16 protein-coding genes are annotated in these 24,235 nt (G+C 50.9%); 10 read left to right on the forward strand and 6 right to left on the reverse strand.

Translation table 11 applies throughout. The features are described 5' to 3' along the window. Positions 1-55: 55 nt before the first annotated feature. Both ACYVEA_RS01730 and ACYVEA_RS01735 read left to right on the forward strand, forming a co-directional pair. Positions 56-1,240: an MFS transporter gene (locus tag ACYVEA_RS01730; protein ID WP_461111581.1), complete on the forward strand. Its 1,185-nt coding sequence runs from the start codon at positions 56-58 to the stop codon at positions 1,238-1,240. A 206-nt stretch (positions 1,241-1,446) separates the two neighbouring features. Then, positions 1,447-1,935 (forward strand): ankyrin repeat domain-containing protein, encoded by a 489-nt coding sequence (locus ACYVEA_RS01735; RefSeq protein WP_461111582.1) that lies wholly within the window; start codon positions 1,447-1,449, stop codon positions 1,933-1,935. 78 nt (positions 1,936-2,013) lie between these two features. On the opposite strand, the gene ACYVEA_RS01740 is transcribed toward ACYVEA_RS01735, so the two are convergent. Together ACYVEA_RS01740 and ACYVEA_RS01745 are read right to left on the reverse strand one after the other, a co-directional pair. Beyond that, positions 2,014-4,932, reverse strand: coding sequence for a M16 family metallopeptidase (locus tag ACYVEA_RS01740; protein WP_461111583.1), 2,919 nt, complete (start codon positions 4,930-4,932; stop codon positions 2,014-2,016). Between the two features lie 160 nt (positions 4,933-5,092). Next, a complete protein-coding gene (locus ACYVEA_RS01745) occupies positions 5,093-5,809 on the reverse strand; it encodes an SDR family oxidoreductase (RefSeq protein ID WP_461111584.1) in 717 nt (238 codons plus the stop codon). A gap of 193 nt (positions 5,810-6,002) precedes the next feature. Between ACYVEA_RS01745 and ACYVEA_RS01750 the strand changes: the two genes are divergently transcribed. The 7 genes from ACYVEA_RS01750 to ACYVEA_RS01780 all read left to right on the forward strand — a co-directional run bounded on the left by ACYVEA_RS01750 (position 6,003) and on the right by ACYVEA_RS01780 (position 14,183). Beyond that, positions 6,003-7,622 carry a D-arabinono-1,4-lactone oxidase gene (locus ACYVEA_RS01750; protein ID WP_461111585.1) on the forward strand — a complete coding sequence of 540 codons (1,620 nt, stop codon included), beginning with the start codon at positions 6,003-6,005 and terminating at the stop codon, positions 7,620-7,622. Between the two features lie 200 nt (positions 7,623-7,822). Beyond that, a complete protein-coding gene (locus tag ACYVEA_RS01755) occupies positions 7,823-9,325 on the forward strand; it encodes a sensor histidine kinase (RefSeq protein ID WP_461111586.1) in 1,503 nt (500 codons plus the stop codon). Then, complete coding sequence (locus ACYVEA_RS01760; protein ID WP_461111587.1) at positions 9,315-11,294, forward strand: hybrid sensor histidine kinase/response regulator transcription factor; 1,980 nt, start codon at positions 9,315-9,317, stop codon at positions 11,292-11,294. Before ACYVEA_RS01755 ends, ACYVEA_RS01760 begins: the two co-directional genes overlap by 11 nt. 241 nt (positions 11,295-11,535) lie before the next feature. Further along, positions 11,536-12,162 carry a hypothetical protein gene (locus ACYVEA_RS01765; RefSeq protein WP_461111588.1) on the forward strand — a complete coding sequence of 209 codons (627 nt, stop codon included), beginning with the start codon at positions 11,536-11,538 and terminating at the stop codon, positions 12,160-12,162. After that, positions 12,159-12,461 carry a winged helix-turn-helix domain-containing protein gene (locus ACYVEA_RS01770; RefSeq protein WP_461111589.1) on the forward strand — a complete coding sequence of 101 codons (303 nt, stop codon included), beginning with the start codon at positions 12,159-12,161 and terminating at the stop codon, positions 12,459-12,461. Before ACYVEA_RS01765 ends, ACYVEA_RS01770 begins: the two co-directional genes overlap by 4 nt. Before the next feature lie 95 nt (positions 12,462-12,556). Next, on the forward strand, positions 12,557-12,895 hold the full coding sequence (locus ACYVEA_RS01775) for a potassium transporter KefB (RefSeq protein ID WP_461111590.1): 339 nt from the start codon (positions 12,557-12,559) through the stop codon (positions 12,893-12,895). Between the two features lie 43 nt (positions 12,896-12,938). After that, positions 12,939-14,183, forward strand: coding sequence for a hypothetical protein (locus tag ACYVEA_RS01780; RefSeq protein WP_461111591.1), 1,245 nt, complete (start codon positions 12,939-12,941; stop codon positions 14,181-14,183). A gap of 96 nt (positions 14,184-14,279) precedes the next feature. Here the strand turns inward: ACYVEA_RS01780 and ACYVEA_RS01785 are convergent, their stop codons facing one another. From ACYVEA_RS01785 to ACYVEA_RS01800, 4 genes are all read right to left on the reverse strand, one after another. Continuing rightward, positions 14,280-14,747: an Hsp20/alpha crystallin family protein gene (locus ACYVEA_RS01785; RefSeq protein ID WP_461111592.1), complete on the reverse strand. Its 468-nt coding sequence runs from the start codon at positions 14,745-14,747 to the stop codon at positions 14,280-14,282. 194 nt (positions 14,748-14,941) lie between these two features. Continuing rightward, positions 14,942-15,316 carry a hypothetical protein gene (locus ACYVEA_RS01790; RefSeq protein WP_461111593.1) on the reverse strand — a complete coding sequence of 125 codons (375 nt, stop codon included), beginning with the start codon at positions 15,314-15,316 and terminating at the stop codon, positions 14,942-14,944. Between the two features lie 413 nt (positions 15,317-15,729). Then, a complete protein-coding gene (locus ACYVEA_RS01795; RefSeq protein ID WP_461111594.1) occupies positions 15,730-17,193 on the reverse strand; it encodes a RagB/SusD family nutrient uptake outer membrane protein in 1,464 nt (487 codons plus the stop codon). Positions 17,194-17,339: 146 nt separating this feature from the next. Further along, the gene (locus ACYVEA_RS01800; RefSeq protein ID WP_461111595.1) at positions 17,340-20,453 is read right to left on the reverse strand and encodes a SusC/RagA family TonB-linked outer membrane protein; all 3,114 of its coding nucleotides are present in this window, start codon (positions 20,451-20,453) and stop codon (positions 17,340-17,342) included. Positions 20,454-20,893: 440 nt separating this feature from the next. Between ACYVEA_RS01800 and ACYVEA_RS01805 the strand changes: the two genes are divergently transcribed. Beyond that, complete coding sequence (locus tag ACYVEA_RS01805; RefSeq protein WP_461111596.1) at positions 20,894-24,220, forward strand: SusC/RagA family TonB-linked outer membrane protein; 3,327 nt, start codon at positions 20,894-20,896, stop codon at positions 24,218-24,220. The last annotated feature ends 15 nt before the right edge of the window (positions 24,221-24,235 follow it).

Raw genomic sequence — 24,235 nt, forward strand, 5'->3', positions numbered from 1 at the left:
AACTAAGGCCGACACTGAGCACACACGCTTTCTATACGTTTAATCCGCCTGCGTTATGAATGTAGCAATACCATCAGGACATATTGTAAAGGCCCGCATCGCCACCCAGTTGATTTTTCTGGTTTGCGGCCTGGGAATGGCCAGTTGGGCACCGATGGTTCCTTTTGCCAAAGATCGCCTAGCCCTGAACGACGCCAACCTCGGCTTGTTACTGCTGCTGTTGGGCGGTGGGGCCATGGTGATGATGCCTACCTCGGGTTGGCTGGTAAGCCGCTATGGCAGCCGCGTGGTCATAGCCTGTGCAGCACTTGTCATGGCTATTGTTCTGCCGTTGCTGCTCATCCTCAAATCCATCACGGCGATGGCAATAACCTTATTTATTTTCGGTTCAAGCATTGGCACCATTGACGTAGCCATGAATGCGCATGGCGTACAGGTGCAGAACCTGTTCGGACGGCCCATCATGTCCTCCTTACATGGCCTGTTTAGTGTGGGTGGCCTGTTCGGGTCTCTGGGATTAGGCTTTTTGATTAAGCTGGGAGTTAACCCGGTCTATGCCATCGTCAGTATTGCCGTGCTGATGATCGTCATTAGCTTAACTCAATACAAATACTTATTTCCTTTAGCGGTAGAGCGACAGGCGATTGCTACGTTCTCTGCAACTGAAAAGTCTGATGAGGTCAACCAGCGGTTCGGCTGGTTGAGCGGCAGCGTCTTATTTCTGGGCTTTATGTGCTTTGCCGTTTTTCTGGCAGAGGGGGCCATTCTCGACTGGAGTGCCATCTTTTTGCGGGACACCAAAGGAGTCGACCCAGCGTTTTCGGGGGCGGGTTATGCAGCCTTTTCCGTCGCTATGGCGATAATGCGGTTAGTAGGGGATAAACTAGTGGCTCGCCTGAATGGCAAAACAGTCGTGGTGATTGGTAGCCTACTGGGTGCCGTCGGATTAGGTATTGCCGTCCTGAGCCCCTGGGTGGCCGGCGTATTGGCGGGCTTTGTGCTACTGGGTTTGGGCGCGGCTAATATTGTTCCTATATTTTTCAGCGAAGCAGGCCGGTTGCCGGGCATAGCGCCAACGGTTAGCATACCAGCCATTACAACCATCGGCTATACCGGTATGCTGGCGGGGCCCTCTGCTCTGGGTTTTATCGCTCAACATTTTTCACTCGCTACGGCTTTCGGCTCATTAGCCTTGCTGTTAGTATTGGTCGCGCTGAGTTATGCCGTAAAGGGAAAATAATCGTTTATGGATTATCGACCAAAAGAGTTTCTTTTCTAGTTTACTTAGTACCCTGCAAACATCTGTGCGTTAGGACAAAAGCATTGGCTTTAACCAATTTTGTTCTACTATGAACGTTAATTTGTCGCAGAACAAGGGTGATAGAGTAAGTGTTTCCAGTTCGGAACGCTGGTTCACACAGGGCCACTAAATATATTCTATTCAGTATGTCTTTCTATTCAATTCCACCAGAATATTCCCTTTTCGATGCTGCCCGCAAAGGCGACGTAGCGCAGCTTAACGAGCTGATTGGCAAGGGCGTAGATATTAACATGAAAAATGACAAAGGCTTTACGCCCCTGGTCGTGGCTACCTATGGAGGTCATATGGAAGCGGCAAAAGCGCTGCTGGACGCCAACGCCGACGTAAACGCACAGGATGCCAGCGGCAACACGGCGCTAATGGGTATTTGTTTTAAAGGCTACGAGGAGATTGCCGAGCTATTGATTCAACATGGTGCCGATTTGAACCGGCAAAATAGCAATGGTAGCACCGCATTGATGTTTGCTACGTTGTTTGGCCGGAATACGCTGGTAAAAATCATGCTCGATCACGGAGCCGATACGTCCATTCAGGATGAAAAAGGATTTACAGCGCCTGCCCTGGCCCATCAGCAGAGAAATGAAGAAGCCATCAAGCTCTTTGCGGAGCGGTAATTCTTGTTTTTTCGACAGGCTAAAACAGTTTTTTTATGCTTCAATCCTGTTTTAGCCTGTCGAAAAGCCAACGTCATTTTACTCCATCTTTTTCTTAGCCGGAGCGTTGTCCGACGAAGACCCGGCTTTAGCGGGAGCGGGTGCCGCCGTGGTAGCTGTAGTTGCCGGATTACCTTCCTTGTCTAGCTCAACGATTTCATAACCCAGGCGCTCTAAACCGGGTTTAATAAGCGTTTTATCGCCAATTACAGCGATAATCATATTGCTGACCGGCAGGTGTTTCCGGGCAATGGCGTTGATCTCCTCCTTCGTGATATTTTTGAGGATCGCGCTCTGCTGTTCCACAAAATTTTTCGGTAAATCATAGTCAATAATGCGACTCAGGAAAAACGCTTTCTGTAGGGATGTCTCATATTTCAGTGCGTCAACCTGACCGAGGGAGCTTTTCACGAACGTCAGTTCCGAATCAGTAATCCCCGTTTTACCGTAGTTGGTAATTTCTTTGACAAATTCCACCACCGAGCTATCGGTAGCGGCTGCTTTGACGCCCGCCTGCGCCGTAAAGGGACCGGGCGTTTTCGTACTCGAAAATCCCGACCGAGCGCCGTAGGTCCAGCCTTTGTCTTCGCGCAGATTCATGTTGATACGGCTGCTGAAAGCCCCGCCAAGTATGTAATTAGCCAGCCCTGTCCGATAGTATTCGCCTGTGGCGTCGAAAGGCATATCCGTCAGGTAGCCAATCCGAATTTCCGACTGAGCCGCTTTCTCCTTATCAATCAGATAGATACGCGTTTTATCAATCTTTTTTGTCGACACGGGCTTTGGCATCGTTACCGGTTTGGCGGCCCATTTGTTCAGGAACGTCAGCTTGGGTAATACAGCCGCCTGTTCCACGTCACCCACAATCACCAGGTTCGTCACCGATGGCGATACGTAGTTCTGGTAAAACACCTTCACATCGTCGAGTGTGATGGATTCCACCGTTTTAGCCGTACCACTCACCGGAATCGACCGGATGTTACCGGACCCATAGAGCAACTGGTTGTAGGCTTTATTGGCAATGACGACTGGCTGCGTGCTTTGGTTGGCAATGAGTTCCAGTTGCTGCTTCTTAAGCCGGTCGAAATCGTCGGGCGAAAACTTGGGGTGCAGGAGTTTCTCCCCAACCAAGGCCAGGGTCGAATCCAGATTCCTGGTCATTGACTCAACCGTGATGTTAATATCCTCGGTGCCCGCCCGAACACTGATACTGGCCCCTAATTTCTCCAGTTTCACGTTCAGTTCTTCGTTGGAATAATGTTGAGTAGCTTCGTTCATCAGCGCAGCCGTTAGTTGCGCAATACCCGCTTTCGACGGTTCGTTGGCCGACAATAAATGTCCCCCTTTGATGGTGAACAACATCGTTACAGTCGGAATTTCGTCGTTACGGGTGCCAATAACCTTCAGGCCGTTGGGCAGTTTATCGGTCCAGAACGGTGGCACTTTCAGGGCTGGATTAGGACCGGGACCCGGCTTTTTGCTCCGGTCGAACGAATCTTTCGCTTTGGCGTAGGTCAAGCCATTGTAGCCATAATCAGGTGCTTTGTAGCCCGCCGTCGAAACAGTGTAGTTGTCGGGTTTGGCCACGATCTCCGCTTTTCCCTTCGGGTAAACCGTCAGAATCACTGCATGCTTCCCTTTGATATACTGATTGTATACACGCATTACGTCGGCTTTCGTAACATCCCGGTAGCGTTTAAGCTCCTGTGGCAGGTAGTTCGGCTCACCAAGTAAAGTCTGAAACTGAGCCAATTGCGATACTTTTCCGGACACGCTGGACAGCCCTTCAATCAATTGAGCCTCCCGCGTGGCAGCCACCTGCGCAATGTCGTCGTCCGTAACGCCCCGCCGTTCAAATTCAGCCATTGTCCGGCGAATGATAGCCTCCGTGCTGTCTAACCGCTTATCGGGAAAGGGCAGCACCGTTAGGGCAAACTGACCGGCCAGTTCCGTTGCCGGATGCGACGCATTTGCCTGAACGGCCAGTTGATTTTTCACAAAGTTCTTGTAGAACAGCGAACTCTTACCCCCGCCCAGAATCTCGGCCAGCGCATCGAGAGCAGCTTCGTCGGGGTGGAAATTCGGCACCGTTGGAAAGACCATCTGAAGCATGGGAAACCGCACATTGTCCTCGTAGGATACATAGCGGTCTTTGTCTAAAACGGGTGTCGGTACCTGCGTTTTGGTCACTTCAGGCCCGCGCGGAATACTGCCAAAATATTTCTCAACTAACGGTAGCACCTGCTTCGGCGTTACGTCCCCTCCAATGGTCAGCACCGCATTATTAGGACCGTACCACCGCAGGAAAAAGTTTTTCAGATCGTTTACATTAACCCGGTTCAGGTCTTCAATGTAACCGATGGTTAGCCATGAGTACGGATGACCGTAGGGAAACAGGTTTTTAGCCACGTACTCACCCGCCAGCCCATAGGGGCGGTTGTCGTAGTTCTGGCCCCGTTCGTTCTTGACAGTTGCCCGCTGATTCTCGAATTTTTTCTGCGACACCGCATCCAGCAGAAACCCCATGCGGTCGGCTTCGAGCCAGATCGCCCGTTCGAGCTGGTTGCTCGGCAGCGTTTCGAAGTAGTTCGTACGATCACGGTTGGTAGACCCGTTCAACGTACCGCCCGACTCGGTCACGATCTTGAAATGTTCATCGTCGGCGACGTGGTCGGACCCCTGAAACATCATATGCTCGAAAAAGTGAGCAAACCCCGACTTGCCGATTTCCTCCCGGGCTGATCCCACATGATACGTTACGTCGACATGCACGATGGGATCGGAATGGTCTTCAGAAACGATCAGCGTCAGGCCATTGGGCAATACGTATTTCTCAAAGGGAATCAGGAGTTCATTCCCTTTCCGGGTTACTTTCTCAACTAATTTGGTTTGTGAATACGCGCTATCTGTCACCAGCCAGGCCAGCAGCATCGATAGGTAAACGGTAACTTTTTTCATATTGGATTCTTACAAGAAATTATCTTTAGCACCAAGATAAGCTTATTTCTAAATGATAATCAACCTTTTGGGATAAACGGCAAAACCTCACTAACCGAAAATGAATCTTCACTTTCACCTAGTAAGGTTTTGTCAATGACTGGTTTATCAGACTAACTTCCTATTTCCCACCCGGTCGTGTCGGACGAACTTCAATTTTGCTGGGCAAGGTGCGGGCAGGCATATGAATGAGGTCGGCGACGATCTGGCCGATGTCTTCGGGCTGAATTTTCCAGGCGTCTTTTTCGCTGGGTTCGTGGTCATTAAAGTGAGACGCTACCGAGCCGGGCATAATCGTTGTCACTTTGATGCCTTCACTACGTAGGTCGAGCATGATGGCCTGCGAAAAACCAACCAACCCAAACTTGCTGGCATTGTAGGCGGCTCCTTTTTCGAAGAAATTGGTTCCAGCCAGGCTGGCAATGGTGATAAAATACCCTTCCGTTTTCTTCAATGCGTCCAGCGTTGCTTTGGCGGTGTAGAACACACCCGTCAGGTTGATGTCGATGGTTTCATTCCATTGCTCAGGCGTCAATTCCTGAATGGACGCAAAATGCCCGACGCCCGCGTTGGCAATGACGTAATCCAGCCTACCCCACTGTGTCAACACGGTATCGACCGCTTTTTGCTGCGATGCCAGATCCCGCACATCGGCGGCAAGTCCCAGCGCATAACCGGGTTTAAGTTCGTTGAGTTTAGCCGCAGCTAATTCGGCCGCTACCGATGAGCGACTGGTGATCGCTACTTTAATACCGTCGTTGATGAGTACTTCGGCAATGCCGTAACCAATGCCTTTCGAGCCGCCCGTAATGAGCGCCGTTTTAATACTGTCTGCCATGAGAACCGTTTCCTGAGTTGACATTAACTTTCGCCGATAACGCCGAAGCCGACCTAAAGGTTTTTTGCAGGAAGCACGATCGGGCGCTTGACAAGTCTATCTAAACTTAATGTATATCGTTCAGACTCCGGGTAAAGTTCTGACCTCCGACTCTTTACTATCTGTTCACCTCTTTAACAAAATCCATCCAGTCATGATCGATATCAGTACAATCGAAACCAAACAGATTGACAACATAACGTATTACCTGCCAAAAACCGAAGATAATATTTCGACGCTGTTGCAATACGCCTGCCAGCAAAACCTGAAAGTAGTTGTGCGCGGGGCGGCCCACTCCTTTCCGCTTATTGGCCAGGAAGAAGCATCGCCTAACTCGCTGTTTATCATTCTGGCGTACTTAGCCAATGTTACCTTCAACGCAACAACTGGCCTTGTAAGCGTGCAGGCTGGTTGCCATCTTGGCTACGATCCGTTCGACCCGACCAATCTCTCGACCATCGAGAATTCGCTGCTTTACCAGATCGACCCGACTTACCTCGATGGTCCTAACAAAGGCCGACGCATCGGTTCTACCGGCTGGGCATTGCCCGATTTAGGCGGTATTAGTCATCAGACGGTCGGCGGGTTTATGGCGACTGGCTCGTCAGGCGGCTCGGTCTTGTATTCGTTCGAGAGTGCTGTTGTTTCGGTACGCATCATGAACCACGGACCTAATGGTGTAGAAACCAATACGTATACACGCCCAACTCCCGACAATCCCGATGATCCATTTTATGCACTGGCGTTTGCACACCGGGGCCTACTGGGCATCGTAACCGAGGTCGTGTTTCAGTGCGAACCGACCTTCGATATTACCGGCACTGAAACCGTGAGCACCCCTACTGATTGCAGCATTGACCTGTTCGGGCCAGGCGATGCCAAACGGCTTAGTCTGGCTAATTTCTTCCGGGGCCTGCCCGATCCGCAACAGCATAAGGGTGAATACAGCCGTATAATCTGGTGGCCTCAGCCGGGTATGGAACGCATGGTCGTCTGGCAGGCGAACCGCACGGACCCCGCCAACGAACCCGCCGTCTTCCCCGTTCCCTACAAAGAAGTGCCCTATATTTTTGGATCACCAACCATCGCTACGGCGGGAGCTGATATCATTTTTACGGCGCTTGGGCGGTGGCAAACCTGGGTAGGTGAACTCACAGGAGGTGATAAAATATTGGAGGCCATATTGATTGATGCGGGGAAAAAACTTCAGCCCGCCATCATGGAGCGCATCCTCGATATTTTTGTTACGTTGCCAACGCCCGTTCAGCCGTTTACCGACGTGTGGTGGGAGATCCTGCCGATGGACAATCAGATGAGCGATCAACTGTTTCCGGTCTGGTTTACGGAACTCTGGATTCCACTCGACAAAACCGAAGCCGTCATGACGACGCTGCGTGATTTTTATGCCGACGCCAGCCACCCCGAGCGGGCCGGCACGTTCTGCTGCGAAATTTACGCGGGTCGCAAAAGTGATTTCTGGATGAGTCCCGCCTACAATACCGACGTCATTCGGATTGATGTGTTCTGGTTTGCCAACAATACCGACGGCACGCCAGAAGGGTATTATCAACAATTCTGGGAACTACTGGCTCCGTTTGATTTCCGGCCGCATTGGGGTAAATTCTTGCCAGCTCCAGACGGTGCTCAGGGCGTATCGTATCTTCGCAGCCTATATCCGAAATGGGATGACGTGCTGGCGCTACGTGCCCAACGCGATCCGTATAACCTCTTCCTGACAACGTACTGGCAACAGCACCTGGGGATCAATAGCTAACTGGTGTGAGCATTGGTTCGTGCCAGAAATAGTACCAAAAGATATGAAAGGAGCCTAAAGAGAAGGACTTGTGTTACCTCAAAATCAACGGGTTGATGTACTGGCAGCGTCAAGTTTCTAACAGTACGTCAGCTCGTTTGTTAACAATTTAGCCCTATTTTATCTAATTTGTGATCGGGTTTCCTTCCTCAAAACTGTTCATGGATTCGATCGTTACTAAAACACCAGATCAACCGCCCCAGGTAATCACAAAAACACCTTTTCAGTGGTTATCGCATCATTGGGAACGCTGGATTAACATTGGCGTACATAGCGATCTATCCCTTTGGGAACGTAAGCGCGTTCGCGTCCTCAATGGTATCACGGCCATTGGGCTTAGCGTGTATTTTTCCTACATGCTGGCGTTTATCGTATCGCCCGATCGGCCCACATTCTGGTTTGCCGTACTGGCCTTCATGATCAGTTTCGAACCGGCTCTGCTCAACTATTACCGGCGGTATACGGCAGCGTCTTACTACATGATTCTGCAGAACACCTTTTTATACACGCTCATCCCCATTGCCAAACAAAATGATGGTAGCGAATATTTGTTGATCACAGCCAGCATTATGCCGATGCTGTTTTTTCGGGATATAAAACCAATCGCGTTTTTGTTCATCCTGAACGTAGTGGCTTTTTTTCTCGTCCGGTACGCTCAAACCGTTGTGTCACCTTTATGGCATACGCCCGAATCAGCGAATGTCCACGACGTAAACCTGTTTCTGTTTATTTTGACGCTGTTTTTGGTGGTATATATCTTCCGGATCGAGAATATGCAACAGGAAGATCGGCTGATCCGGCGAAACGAGCAAATCCGGCAATCGCTGGCTGAGTTGAAGGCCGCCCAAATGCAATTGGTACAGAAAGAGAAAATGGCTTCGCTGGGGGAATTGATGGCTGGCATTGCGCATGAGATTCAAAATCCGCTCAATTTCGTCAATAACTTCTCCGAGGTATCGGGTGAGTTAATTAAAGAACTTCAGGAAGAGCTTGAGGCAAATCACCCCGACGATGTGAAGACACTGGCGGGTTTTCTAAAAGATAATCTGCAAAAAATTGCGCACCACGGACGTCGGGCCGAATCCATCATAAAAGGCATGCTGGACCACAGCCGTACGGAAGTTGGCGAGAAACGACCCACCAACCTGAACGCGCTGGCGGAAGAATACCTACGGCTAACATACCAGGGGTTACGCGCCAAGGACAATACGTTCAATGCCAAACTGACGACGAGTTTTGATCCCTCCATCGGTCGAATTGATGGGATTCCTCAGGAACTGGGACGGGTGCTGTTGAATCTTTTCAATAATGCCTTTTATGCCGTAGCCCAAAAACAACAGATCGCCGACGAGACGTATCAGCCCGAAGTTACTGTTATTACCGAGCGGGTAAACAACTGGGTTACCTTACAGGTTCGGGATAATGGATCAGGCATAAGCCCGGCGGTGATCGAGAAGATTTTTCAGCCTTTTTTCACGACAAAACCTACTGGGCAAGGCACCGGATTGGGATTATCGTTGAGTTATGACATCATCACCAAAGGACACGGTGGAGAGCTAATGGTCAACTCGACGGAGGGCGAGTACGCTGAATTTATTATCCGTCTGCCCGTAAGTCTGGCGGCAGAAACCCAACGTTTAACACCAACGGTGAATGAGTACTAAAATACTGGTTGTTGATGATGAAGAGGATATTGTATCGCTGATTCAGCAACTGTTTCGCCATAAAATTCAGGAAGGCGCCTACCAGTTTCGCTTTGCTGCTGGCGGGCGGCAGGCACTGGAACTGCTCCAGGCAGAAGCCGACTTCGACGTACTGCTGGTCGATATTAATATGCCGGATATGGACGGGCTAACGTTGCTGGGCTACCTTCCGAACCTGCTTCCCAATGGCCGGGCCGTGATGGTGTCGGCCTACGGCGATATGAACAACGTTCGGGCAGCCATGAATCGGGGGGCTTTCGACTTCGTCTTCAAGCCGATCAACATGGGTGATCTTGAACTGACGATTCAGAAAACAGCCCTTCACGTTAGTCAGCTTCGCCAGTCGGTTCATTTACAGCAAATTGCCGAGCTTAAAACCCGCCTATTCGACAACATAACCCACGAATTTCGCACGCCGTTGACCCTCATCCTATCACCCGTTGAGCGATTGATGAGTGAACAGGACGAAAGCCAGCGCACCTACCGGGATCTGCTGTCTATTGAGCGAAATGCCCGCCACCTGCTGCGCCTGATCAATCAGCTCCTGGATCTGGCAAAACTCGAAACAGGTCACCTTGAGGTGTATGCGAAGCCGGGTAATTTGCGGGAGTTTTTTGAGCAGTTGGTGCAGGCGTTTATCCCACTGGCCGATCAACAGGGCATTCTGCTCACCTATCACACCGATGTAGTGGGCACCTGGTTATTCGATGCGGAGAAAGTGGGGCAAATCCTGTATAACCTGATTGCAAACGCCATCAAATTCACGGCGAGAGCCAACCATCAGGCAGGCTATATTGTGGTTCAGTTAGAAACGGATGCTGGCATTCGATTAACCGTTTCGGATAGTGGCGTCGGCATTCCAGCCAGCAATTTACCGTACATCTTCGACCGATTCTATCAGGTAGATCCGTCGGCCAAGCGGCTGCAAAGTGGAACGGGCATTGGCCTGTCGCTGGTGCGCGAGCTAACCGAACTGATGGGGGGTAACGTATCGGTACAGAGTAGTACGGGAACGGCGACGACGCCCTCGGGAAGCCTGTTTTCGGTTACCTTACCAGTGGAGTTTTTATCGGCTGATGAAGAACCCGTTGACGATACCCTGGCGTTGTGGAACTGGTTCCCGGCACCCATCAAACAGGAGGATACCCCACTTGATGATACTGTCGCGGCCGACGCTCCCCTTGTAGTGGTGGTGGAGGATAACGACGAACTCCGATCCTTTCTGGCGCATGAACTGGCCCATCAGTATCGGGTACTGACAGCGGCCACCGGCGATCTGGGCTGGCAATTGATTCAGGCCGAGCTTCCTGATGTGGTTGTCTCAGATGTGATGATGCCGGGTATGGATGGGTACGAACTAACCCATTACATGAAAACCACGCCAGCTACGGACCATATCGCAGTCATTCTCCTGACCGCCAAAGCTGCTAGTGACAGTCGGCTGGCCGGGTTGCGGCAGGGCGCCGACGACTACCTCACCAAGCCCTTCCAGTTTGAAGAGCTATCGCTTCGGCTACGCAATCTGATCACCCGCCAGCAACGACTACGAACGCTTTACCAGCAACAACTGATAAAGCACGAATTGCCTCAGCCCCTGGAAACCGTACAGACGGGCTGGCTCAAAACGCTTTACACCGTCTTAGAGACGCACCTGGACGATTCGTCGCTGAATGTCGAACGGTTAGCCGGGATCATGATGATGAGCAGCAAGACACTGCTACGTAAAGTACACTCACTCACTCAGTTATCGACCAATGAACTGATCCGGCAATATCGCCTGCGCAAGGCGGCTGATCTGCTTCGGGCTGGGCATAGTGTGTCGGAGACGGCCTATATGGTGGGTTTCGAAACCCCTTCTTACTTCGGTCAATGCTTCAAGGAAGTCTATCACGTGACGCCCAAAGAATTCGCCAGTTCCGTAACGGCCTGATACTATGTAAACGGGTCGCTAGTACACCCTTCCGGCTGCCATATCAGTTGCATCCATCAGCCGGGCGATGCCAACCATAGCCAATTCATCAGGTTGACCCTATATAGAACCCGGTTAAATGGCTGAATCAGACGGACTAGCGGGAGAATTGTAAAAATTCTGAAATTAATTATCAAAATTTCTGCCAATGCTTGCATACCTATAATTTCTACCTTTACTTTGAATTTCAAAGTGCTTTTAAATGCAGGAAGAACAGGATTACATTCGGGATATAGCCCAGATACGTTCCATCATGGAGCGGTCTTCCAAATTTCTGTCGCTCGCCGGCTGGGCCGGGATAATGGCGGGCCTTTATGCATTGGCAGGCGTCTACATTGCCTATGCAGTGCTTGATTTTAACCCTGACAAACTGGTTTATAACCCGACCAACTCAGGTGAGCTATCGGCTGGTTTGCTGAAAGTAATTGGTTTGGCCAGCCTCATTTTAGTGCTGGCAATCGGTACAGCGGTTCTGCTTTCCTATAACAAGGCGACAAAACGCAGGGAGAAACTCTGGAATGCTATCGTAAAGCGGCTTCTGATCAATATGGCCGTTCCGCTACTTGCCGGTGGGCTGCTACTCCTTATTCTGATCGGCAAAGGACTGATTGGCTTACTGGCTCCGATTACGTTACTGTTTTATGGCCTGGCCTTGTATAATGCCAGTCAGTTCACGTATGAAGAAGTGAGAAGTTTAGGGCTTATCCAGATAGGGCTGGGGTTATTGAGCGCCTACTACGTTGAGTACGGGTTAGTGTGCTGGGCGGTAGGCTTCGGCGTAGCCCATATTTTGTATGGCATTTATATGCATTACCGGTACGAAAGGTGAAGATATCGATTCATGGTTTACATAAAGCATTCGAAAGCCGGATCAAGCTCGGCATTATGGCGGCCCTGGCAGTCAATAATAGGCTTGATTTCAATTCATTAAAGGAATTTCTGGATGTGACGGATGGCAATCTGGCTAGCCATTTGAAAGCCTTGGAGAAAGACGAGTTTATTCGGGTAGAAAAATCATTTGTCGACAAAAAATCGAATACCAGTTATGCCGCTACCGAGCTGGGCCGGAAAGCGTTCAGCGATCACCTAAATGCCCTGGAAAAACTAATCAAGGGAATTGCTGAATAGCTGATAACAGCTTTTTTTACTTAGACACTTTGAAATTCAAAGTGTATTTAATGAAACCGTTGAAAACTGATTATAACGCTTAAAACCAAATGACCATGACACAGAGCAACAGGTTAACGACTCCGCCGATTTATCCGGCTTCACTAGGTAAACGAATGGCGATAGGCGCCGGGATTGGCTTAGTACTGATCTCACTTTTTCTGCTTTCGGTTAGAGAACCGAATCCCGCCTGGGGAAAGCTATGGATGATCAGGCCCCTACTTATCGTTCCGTTAGCCGGAGCCACGGGGGGGTTATGTACTTACTTCATTAGTCATTTTCAGAAGCAGTTCGGTATAAATAAGGCCGTTGTGACAATCGTCAGTGCACTGGTCTGTCTTATCGGTTTGTGGCTGGGGTTTGTTTTGGGCTTAGACGGCACCTTGTGGGATTAACCAATACTAATTAGTTGACTTTCAGCAAACTACCTATAAACTCATGAAAGAGGAAATACGCATTTATCTAAATGACCCCGGGCAACTTGAAAAGATGTACCGGTCGAACAAGACTGCCTTTCAGCGGGCATTTCGTACACTCTATCCGGAACTGAAAGGGAACCTATTGGCTGATGGCTGGAATGAACGACTCAATTATGAACCTGACGAGCTTAGCTGGGGCACAGGCCGTGAACTAGCCCTTGTGATCGTGGCTTCGCTGGTGGCCGGGCTTATCGCCAAGCTGCCAACTTTTTTGGCCATAAACCAGGAATTTTTCTATCCCAGAAACATCGGCTTTATTATTTTTCCGGTACTAACGGCCTACTTCGCCTGGAAGAATAACGTATCAACCCGTAACGTAGTGGTTATAGCTGGCCTAACCCTCGCTGGTCTGCTATTTATCAATTTCTTTCCTGATGTTAAACAGAGCGACACGCTAATTTTATCGTGTATTCATCTCCTGCTGTTTCTTTGGTCGATACTGGGTTTTGCGTTTGTTGGCGAGACCCGAAATAACGAAGAGAAGCGGCTCAGCTACTTACGGTATAACGGCGACCTGGTCGTTATGACAACGCTCATTCTGATCGCAGGCGGCATCATGACCGCCATAACACTTGGTCTTTTCAAGCTCATCGGCTTTAAGATTGAAACGTTTTATTTCGAAAACGTGGTCGTTTTTGGCCTTCCTGCGGCCCCCATTGTTGGCACCTACCTCACCCAGACCAATCCGCAATTAGTCGGTAAAGTGTCGCCGGTACTGGCTAAACTATTCAGTCCGCTCGTGTTCGTGATGCTGGTCATTTATCTCGTAGCCATTCTGTATTCGGGCAAAGACCCGTATAATGACCGGGAGTTCCTGCTGATGTTCAACGCATTACTGATCGGTGTTATGGCCATCATTTTCTTTTCCGTAGCTGAAACCTCCAAGACAACGAAAAGCCTACCGGAACTTTGGATTCTTTTTCTGCTGTCGACGGTGACGGTGATTGTGAATGGTATTGCGCTGTCGGCCATTTTGTTCCGGATTTCAGCCTGGGGCATTACACCTAATAGAGCTGCGGTGCTGGGTAGTAATGTGTTAATTCTGCTCAATCTTTTGTTGGTAACGGCACAACTTTTCAGGGGTCTTTCAACGAAGGATAGGCTATCTGGAGTCGGTAAAGCCATTGCCGATTACCTGCCCATTTACAGTGTATGGGCCATCATCGTCACGTTTCTATTTCCGTTACTATTTGGCTTTAAATGAGGAGTCCCAGGCACTGTCTATATGCAGAACATACTCATTATTAATCGGTTGTTTCTCTGGCTGAGAATTGACTCCCAGCCAGAGAAACGACCACTTTTATGCTATCTGGATTTGGGTAGGAGCCTTTGGTTTGGCTTCCTCTTTTTTAGGTAACGTAATGCGCAGGATACCATCCTCATAACGAGCCTGGATCTGGTCTTGCTGACACGAATCAGGCAACCAGAATGAGCGGGAAAAAGCGTGATAACTAAACTCGCGCTTGGTATACTGACCCTGTTGGTCCTGCTCTTCATGCTGGTTCTGCTGCTGCGTCGACACCGTGAGCTTGCCGTTATGCAGACTCAGGTTAAAGGCTTCCTTCTTCATACCCGGTGCGGCTACATCAATTTGGTAACCATCGGCATCTTCCCGAATGTTGACGGCAGGTACCAGCGTGCCTACCTGGGAGCGGGTAATGCCCGGCCAGTTGCGGTTAAAGTTGAATAGTTCGTCCATGTCTCTGCCCATGAATTCATCCAGTAGAGAGGGCAGTTGTCCGTTTCCATTGAATTTAACAGGTGACATAGTAATTAGTTGGTTTAAAGGTTTGACATAAAAACCGTGTCAAAAAACCTCTAAACAAGCCGTATGCCAAAAGCCAGCGACGTTTTTACGACTCAGAAAAAAATGACATTTTGTCATTTTTTTCTGACCTCAGTTGTCACTCGGACAGGACAAGACAACACCTTTACTAGTTAATTTCTCCCGCCCACTTTGGCTTACCGAACGGGAAGATCATCAACGGGATTAGCAACATACAACCCAGGAAATTCATAGTGGAACGTGTGCGTATCCTGCACGATCGTATCGACCCAATCAAAGGTTTCGATTCCTTTATCCAGCCGCTCGAAGTACAGCGAAAATCGCACCTGTTCAAAAGGGTCTACCTTAACTACATGGGGCAACGTTCGAATGCCTTTGGTTTTGAGTAACGAATAACTCCGATGACCCTGAGCAGCAACCAGTTTAGTGCCGGGACTAACACAAATATAGCCGATCGGTAAAGCCTGCTTTTCATGGGTATAAAAGGTCTGTCCTGGATTGGTAAATTGCACATCCAGAATCGTATAGTCTGGGGTTAGCCGGACTGCCATAACCTTTGTGGCATTGGGTTTTGAGACTTCTTCGACAAACCAATTTGAAAAGGAGCGTCTGCTACATCCAACCAGGAGTAAGCCCGCAAGGGATCCAGCACAGCCATAAAGCCTTATCCTCCTTAGCCAGCTGTATGAACGGAGAAAGCGCCTATCTACAGGCCACCAGGACTCATTTGAGCTTTTCATAGTACAAGGCAGGGGTAAATGACAACCTGTCATCAACCAATGGCCAGCCAGCTTTCCTGATAAGCTCTCTTTTTAGTGAGGTAACGGCCTTCACAGGAGTTTAAGTAAGCCAGGGATAGTCAAAAAATTCTACTCACGATTGAAGATATGAGTTTCGTTTAGAGCCGAGCCGTGCCACGGTTTTGAACCGTGGCACGGCTCGGCTCTAAACGAAAATACTGAAGTTAATACCCCGGATTTTGTTGCAGTAAGGCGTTGTTATTGATCTCGGTTTGCGGAAATGGGAACAGCAGATAATTGGCGTCCCGCGTGCCCCGCATCTGCTGAATGATATCCAGCGCCGTTACTGCATGCATAACACTTTGGTTCCCTGTTGACTGGCGGGCGTAGCGTAGCAAATCGAACCAGCGTTCGCCTTCAAAAGCCAGCTCCAGACGCCGTTGCCGGTCCACTTCATTGCGGAATGCCTGCTGCGTTGCTACGTCCGACAGGGCGAGCGCCCGTAAACCCGCCCGGGTTCGGATGGTATTTAGTTTGGCAAGCGCATCCTGGGTAGGGCCACTTTGTTCATTGACCGCTTCGGCATACATTAGCAGAACATCGGCCAGCCGCAGGACGTAGTAGTTGTCCGGGCTATTGAAGGCATTGGGTCCGCTTCGCCACTTATAAACAAACGGTCCATTGTCATTGGCGCTACTGGATCGGGCCATCACGAAACTGGCGTGATTTCGGCCCGCCTGCGTAACCTCACCCGTGAATCGCCACCGCTGGTCGTTGAGTGTATCGGCATAGGTCAGCAACTCCGCTGTCGGGATGTTAAATTTCGGAAACGAATACGTAGCGGGTGGCGAGGGCAACAAAAGATCGGGCAAAATGAACCCACCATCGGCGGTACCGGCAAACTGCACTTCAAAAATCGACTCGATTTTATTTTCGGGGGGAAACAGCTCGTTGAACGTCGGCGTCAACTGATACAATGAACTGTTGATAACTGGCGTGGCGGCAGCGATAGCCTCGGCCCACCGCTGCTGATTGAGGAATACTTTTGTCTGGAGCGCATTGACTGCCGTTTTTATCACCCGCGTCCGATTGGCAGCCTGACTGCCGTAATTGCTGATGGTCAGTTGCGCAGCCTGCTGCAGGTCCGTATTAATTTGCGTATATACTTCCTCGGTAGACGATCTGGCCAGATTGACCACACCACTTTCGCCCGATTCCGTCGGCTGGAGACGTAGCGGAACCCCGCCATAGAGCCGGACCAGATTGAAATAATGCAGCGCCCGCAAAAAATGCGCTTCCCCCAGAATCTGATTTCGCCGAACAGTGTCCATCGAGATAGCCGGGACGTAGTTCAGCACGACGTTGGCCCGGTTGATGCCGATATAAGCAGCCTGAAATACGTTGTTGACCTGACTGGTGAGCGGTGTCCAGATAATCCGATCCATCGCATTCACATCGCCGTTGGTGCTGGTGCAATTGTCCGACGGCATCTCACCCACTACGTTCAGGTCCTGCCCATAGGTACCGGTCTGCTGCAAGGCATCATAGGCCGCCGTCAGCGCCGACTCGGCATCGTCGGCATTTTGAAAGAAATTTTCGGGCGTAATACTGGGTAATGGATTCTTTTCCAGCGCACTACAGCCCGCCAGCACGAAACCAAAAAGAAATAGGATACCGATATTTTTCATGACGTTGCGCATTAGACGATGTAATGAAATCTGTTTAAAACGAATCCCCACACCCCTAAATCCCAAAGGGGACTTGGCTTGCACTTGGATTAAGTCCCCTGAAGGGGATTTAGGGGTGTGGGGATTAGGGGTTGAAAAAAAGCCTATTAGAAATTAAAATTGATACCAGCCGTGTAGGTGCGGGCTTGTGGATATACGCCGTAATCGCGCCCGAAACCAACCGACGAAAAAGGGTCGGCGCTTACTTCGGGATCGTAGCCGGTATAGTTGGTAAAGGTGATGAGATTCTGTCCGGTCAGGTAAATACGGGCACTGCTGACACTCAACCGCTGTAAGAGTTTCGATTGAAAATTATAGGCCACCGTCAGGTTTTTCAGACGGGTGTACGTACCACTTTCCACAAATCGGCTGGAGAATCGATTGTTCTGATTGGGGTCGTAGCGAACGGCGCGGGGAATGTCGGTATTGGTGTTGGTCGGTGTCCAGCGAGTCAGCACCCGCGTCGTCTGGTTAAAGGGATCGGCCATTCCCTCGATGTTCACCCGATTCTGGTTGTAGATGTCGTTACCGTAGCTGCCCTGAAAAAATGCACTAAGCTCGAAACCTTTGTAAGTCAACGTGTTGGTCAGCCCGGCAAAAAATTTCGGGTTTGGATTCCCAATAATCGTCCGGTCGTTGGCATCAATGACGCCGTCCCCGTTTAAATCCGCAAAGCGAATATCACCCGGCTGTGGGTTGTTGGGTTGGGTAGCGGCCTGCGAAATCTCATTGGCTGACTGAAAAATTCCCTGCACAACGTAGCCATAAAACGAACCCAGGGGCGCGCCTTTTTGCGTGATCGTGTAATCGCCAATTATCGTCCGAGCGACCTGCTGGCCCGACTCATTCCGTAACGTACCGATGTCGACGACCTGGTTGCGGTTCAGGCTGAAATTGAAATTCGTTGTCCAGTTTAGCCCGCCCGTCTGGCTCTGGATGTTGGTGCTGTTGAGGCCAATCTCGATCCCTTTGTTCTGTACCGTTCCTACGTTTTGGATAATCTGATTCGACTGCGCCCCCGCATTGAACGGCAGTGGTACGTTGGTCAGCAGGTTTGTCGTTCGTTTCAGGTACGCGTCGAACGTCAGCGTCAGGCGGTTGTCGAAAAAGGCGGCATCCAGACCCGCGTTATACTGGCCGGTCGTTTCCCATTTTAACTGGTTATTACCGATCTGGCTTGGCGCAATCCCACCCTGAATCCCGTTGGTTCCGGCGTAGTTATAACCTGAGCCATACGTACTGAACCGTTGATATGCCCCGATTTCCTGGTTGCCATTGGCCCCGTAACTGAGCCGTATTTTGGTTTCACCCAGCCATTTTTTCTGGGGAAAGAAGGATTCTTTGGAGATGCGCCAGCCGAGTGACAAGGCCGGAAAATACCCGAATCGACTGCCTGCCGCAAACCGACTGGACCCATCGGCCCGTACACTCAGCGTAGCCAGATAGCGCTCCTGATAGTTGTAAATTGCCCGGACAAAATAGCTCATCAAGCCCCACTGATCCTGGTAACTCGATGGTTGCGTAAACTGCGTACCGGCCGACAGATACGGCACGGCGTTCGATGGGAACCCCGTTACCGACGCACTGGATGTGAACCGATCCGACTCCTGAACGGATTGACCCGCCAGCAGCGTCAGCCCGTGGTCACGCCCCAGGTCCGGGTTGTAGGTCAGCGTGTTTTCCCACAACCAGACCACCTGTTGATTGGTACCGGTTCGGGCACTGCCACGCGTAGCGGCACTGGCGTTCTGCGTACCCGGATAGTCGCGGCTGATAAACTGGTTTTCTAGCTGCGTACGGAAATCCAGACTGAGCGCACTGCGTAGCGTAAGATTTTTCAGGATGTCGAATTCGCCATAAAGATTTCCAATGGCCTGATAGATCGTAGCCGCATTGTGCGTCTCGAGCAGGTTACCGACCGGGTTGTCGAGCTGCTGGAACGGATTAATGGAGTACGTACCATTTGCATTTCGGATCGGAATCGTTGGAATTTGGGCCAGCGCGCCTAAAACCGTTCCCGAGTTTTGCAGGCCCAACTCACTCCGTGCGCTGGTATTGTTATACGTACGGCTCAGCGTAAGGCTGGTACCCAACCGGAAACGGGTGCTCATCTGCTGGTCGAGGTTCAATTTAAAGCTATAGCGGTCGAAGCCTGAGTTAAGCATGATACCTGTCTGCTTGAAATAGCCGCCCGATACGTAGTACTTTGTCCGCTCATTGCCGCCACTGAGGCTGATCTGGTAATTCTGAATCGGGCCGTTGCGGTAGATCGCGTCCTGCCAGTCGGTGTTATAAGGAATCGAATCGAGGTTGGTAAACGCGGGCGGATTTCCGGCGGCAGCCTGGGCTTCATTGAAATACTGGGCAAACTCGCGGGCGTTGAGTACGGGTATTTTTCGGCGCAACTGCTGCACGCCATAATAGACACTGAAACCCACCTGCGCTTTGCCGGCCTTACCCCGTTTGGTCGTGATCACGACGACGCCATTGGAGGCCCGCAGACCGTAAATTGCCGCGGCTGCGCCATCTTTCAATACATCAATACTTTCAATATCATTGGGATTCAGGCTGTTGAGCGGATTGGGTCGCTGATTGCCAATCCCCAATTCCTGATCATAGGTCGGCAGAATCTGAACACCGTCGATTACGTAGAGCGGTGAGTTTGTCAGGCTGATTGAGTTATTGCCCCGAATCCGGACGTTGATACCCGCCCCCGGCTGCCCTGTTGGGGCAGTGATCTGAATACCGGGTGCCTGACCCTGCAACGCCTGATCGAAACCCGCAACGGGTTGTCGTTCAATGGCCCGGCTATTCACCGACGTAACGGACGTCGTTAACTCCTGCCGTCGCTGGGTACCGTACCCCACCACCACCACCTCGTTCAGCGCACGCACATCGGTGCCAAGGGTTACGTTGAGTGTCGTCCGATTGTTGAGCGGAATTTCCTGCGTCGTAAAGCCAATATAACTGAATGTCAGGGTTGCATTGGGAGCCGTTACGTTGAGCGTGTAATTCCCGCTGACATCGGTAACCGTACCCGTTGAGGTTCCTTTGATCACGACGCTCACTCCGGGAAGGGCCTCTCCGGCGTCACTGGTCACTTTCCCGGTTATGGTCTGGGCGAAGGAGCCCCCCGTAAAAGCAAGCCATACTAAAAAAGAAAGAAGGCCAGCGCGCGTGAGCGCTCGGGCGGGTTTACTCGGCTGTTGTCTGTTTTTCATAGTCGTTGATTCATTCTGTTGAATGCTAATCGGGTGAACGATCTTTCCAGGGATAAAGGCCATTCGTGTATAGCGGTGAACGTACATCTGAAGGCTCCGGAAACTACTTCGTCCGCTTATAATGATGCGGCCCAGCGAAAATCCTGAACAGGGAATGGGATAATAAGGAAACGGACCAGGGGGTACAAGGCGGATTCAATAGGGCTGTTCATAGGGCAATTGGCCGATAAAATCAAGACCGCTCCCTCATTTTCGTCCCGAATACTGCACCGTTTTTTTAACTCAAGGTTAAAAGCCAATGTATAAAACCAAGCAGAAACGAACCACTGCTTCCTATTTCCGGCGGGGTTGATCCGGGAGGAACAAACCGTATTTGCCTGAACTCATCCTGCTCACAAAGAAAATTTCTATGCGCGTTACATACACTAACTCAACGAATTATGAACGGTACATTTATTCCCGTGAACGCCTATGCGCGTCCCATACTCCTTATCAGCTGGTTACTAAGCCTGTTCGTCTGCGAACCGCTCATGGCGCAGGATATTCCGATAACCGGGCGCGTTACGTCCTCCGATGATGGCTCGCCCTTACCGGGAGTAAGTGTGGTGGTGAAAGGAACCAGTCGCGGAACGACAACAGATGTTGAAGGAAACTATCGGGTTTTAGTAGACCCCAGTACAACCCTGACGTTTTCGTTTGTTGGTTTTAAAACGCAGGATATTGCTGTTGGCAATCGGCGAACGGTTAACGTAGTGCTGGCTGCCGATGCCTCCACGCTGAACGAAGTAGTCGTAACGGGTTTCGGGATTCAGCGGACGGAGCGCGAAATCGGTACGTCGGTCGCCCGCATCAACAGTGCTCAGATTACGCAGGCAGCGCCGGTCAACGTAGCGAATGGCTTGACAGCCAAGGTGTCGGGACTTCAGATTAATACCACTAACAATGGCGTCGGGGCGGGTGTTCGCCTGACGTTACGGGGAAGCCGCTCCTTTCTGGGAAATAACCAGGCCTTACTGGTTGTCGACGGCGTTATTTCCGACATTAACTTTCTGACATCGATCAATCCCAACGACATCGAAAGCACGACCGTTCTGAAAGGGCCCAGCGCGGCTGCTTTGTACGGATCTGATGCCTCCAATGGTGCGCTCATCATTACTACGAAACGGGGTACTCAAAATAATAAACCCCAGATCACGTACACCAACAATACGCAGTTTGAGAGCATTTCCTACATGCCGGGGCTGCAAACGCAGTTTGGTGCCAACGGGGGTGAAACCACTCCATACTTTAATCGAAACTATGGCCGTTTGTATGTCCCCTACGAAAACCAGCAATTCGGCCCGGCTTTCGATGGCTCTATCCAGCCGCTTGGCTACGGGGTTGAAGTGCGGGACGCCAACGGGAACGTAACACTCGATACGTTGATGGTTCCCTACGCAGCGCCCGGCAAAGATCCGCGTCGGGCGTTTTTCAACACCGGTGTCACCGAGCAGAATGATATTTCGTACCGGATCGGCGATAACCAGAACTACTTTGGCCTGAGTTTACAGCACGTTAGTCAGAAAGGCGTGGTTCCCAACGACAAATACCAGCGCACCAGCCTCAGCGTTCGGGGCGGTCGGTCGGCTAACAAATTCACAACCAATACCAGTGTTCAGTTTGCGTTTCAAAACATCAATACCGAAAACGGCGACTTCAATCAGAACCGACCCGTTTACTGGAACGTACTGAACCAGCAGCCCCAGGCCCCCATTAACAGCTATCCGCTGAACGATATTACATCTCCCTTTGGTGATGTGAATGGCTATTACAACGCGTATTATCCCAATCCGTACTGGCAGATTTCGGGCGATAACTCACGTCGGATCACGAATTTATATACGCTGCAAGGTTCAGTCGATGCGGCTTATCAGGTTACGCCCTGGATCAATGTACTGTATCGGATTGGCGGACAGATCTATAACTCGCAGCTAAAAGCGCACATTGCCGATGTCACATTTTCGGAGTATGCCACCAGCGATCCCTGGGGCGCAGCCAATATTGCGTCCTCGGCGGGCGGTCATACCAACGCCACGGTTCAGGATGCCATGCAACTCCGAACACGCTTCACGGGCGATCTGCTCGTAACGCTGAACCCGAAATTTGGCAACTTTACGACCAAGCTCATCCTGGGTCAGCAAACCCGCCAGGAATACAGCCGGTCGATGTACGACTATGCCGGAGCACTCGTTGTACCGGGCACCTACAACATTGCCAACCGGCTTGGCAACCCAACTGTTGCGGAGTATAACAGCCAGAATCGATTGCTGGGTGTGTTTGGCGATCTGACGGTCGGTTACAAAGATCTGGCCTTCATTCATGCTACAGGACGTAACGACTGGACCTCCCTCCTATCGACCAGCAACCGGTCGTTTTTTTACCCCAGCGTCGACGCGTCGGTGGTCTTGTCGGAAGCTATTCCATCGCTAAAAAATAGTCGGGTCCTCAGCTACGCGAAGATTCGGGGAGGCATTGCCCGGGTAGGGCAGGTAAACGTAATACCCTACCAACTACAGAATGTGTTCAATCCCGGTACGGGTTTCCCGTTTGGCGGGCAGGCAGGTTTTGAGCAAAGTAATCAGCAGAACGATCCCAATCTGAAGCCTGAGTTCACGACTAGTACCGAGGCTGGTCTGGAAGTGGGGCTGTTTGACCGCTTCAATCTGGAAGCGGTATATTACAAAACGACAACGACAAACCAGACCGTACCCATCGACGTATCACGGGCGACCGGCTATGCCTCGGCGCTGGTGAATACGGGCACGATGGAAAACCAGGGTGTTGAACTGGACCTCCGAACGATTCGCCCACTGGTCAACGCGGGCAACTTTACGTGGGATATCAACACTAATTTCACGTATCTGCAAAGCCTGGTCACCAACGTCTATCAGAATTTACCCCGAATCAACATTCCGTATGGCGCTGACCCCTACCGGCCGACCTTAACACCAACTACCTCGAACGTCTATGCGGCCACCGGCTTTGCCTATCCGGCCCTGTACGTCAGCGATGTACAACGGGTGCAGACAACGGACCCATCGGCGGCTTACTACGATCCAACCGGGCAGAATGCCGGGCGCGTTATCGTCGATGCAACGGGCTACCCTGTTCTGGACCCCACGCTTAAGTACGCCGGAACCACGCAACCTAAGTACCGTTTTGGTTTGACCAATACGTTTAAATTCAAAGGATTAACGCTTTCGGCGGTGGTTGAATACCGGGGTGGAGCAGTCATCTACAACGCCATCGGCAATGCGCTTGAGTTTACGGGGGCAGGCATCCGGTCAACCTACGCAGGTCGGCAGAATTTCGTCTTTCCTAATTCGGTCATCATAACGGGTAGTAACCCCGATGGAACGGCTCAGTATACGCCTAACACGAACGTAACGACCCGCGATGGGAACCTGGTTTTCTGGACCAACTCGGGCTACCACAATGCAGGTTACAGCTACGTAACGAGCGCCGATTTCTGGAAGCTGCGGGAGGTTGTACTGAGCTACAATGTCCCGACGAAAATTCTGGGGTACACCAGGATTATCAAGTCGTTGAACGTAGCACTGACGGGCCGAAACCTGATTATGCTACGGCCCAAAACAAACGTATTTACGGACCCTGAATTCTCAGGGGGCTCGAATGCCAACGACACCAGCAACGCGGTCGGCACAACCACCGAATACCAGACCCCTCCCACCCGATTCTACGGCTTCCGGCTCAGTTTCGGCTTTTAATCATATCGCTTGAAA

The sequence above is a fragment of the Spirosoma jeollabukense genome, assembly GCF_054777855.1.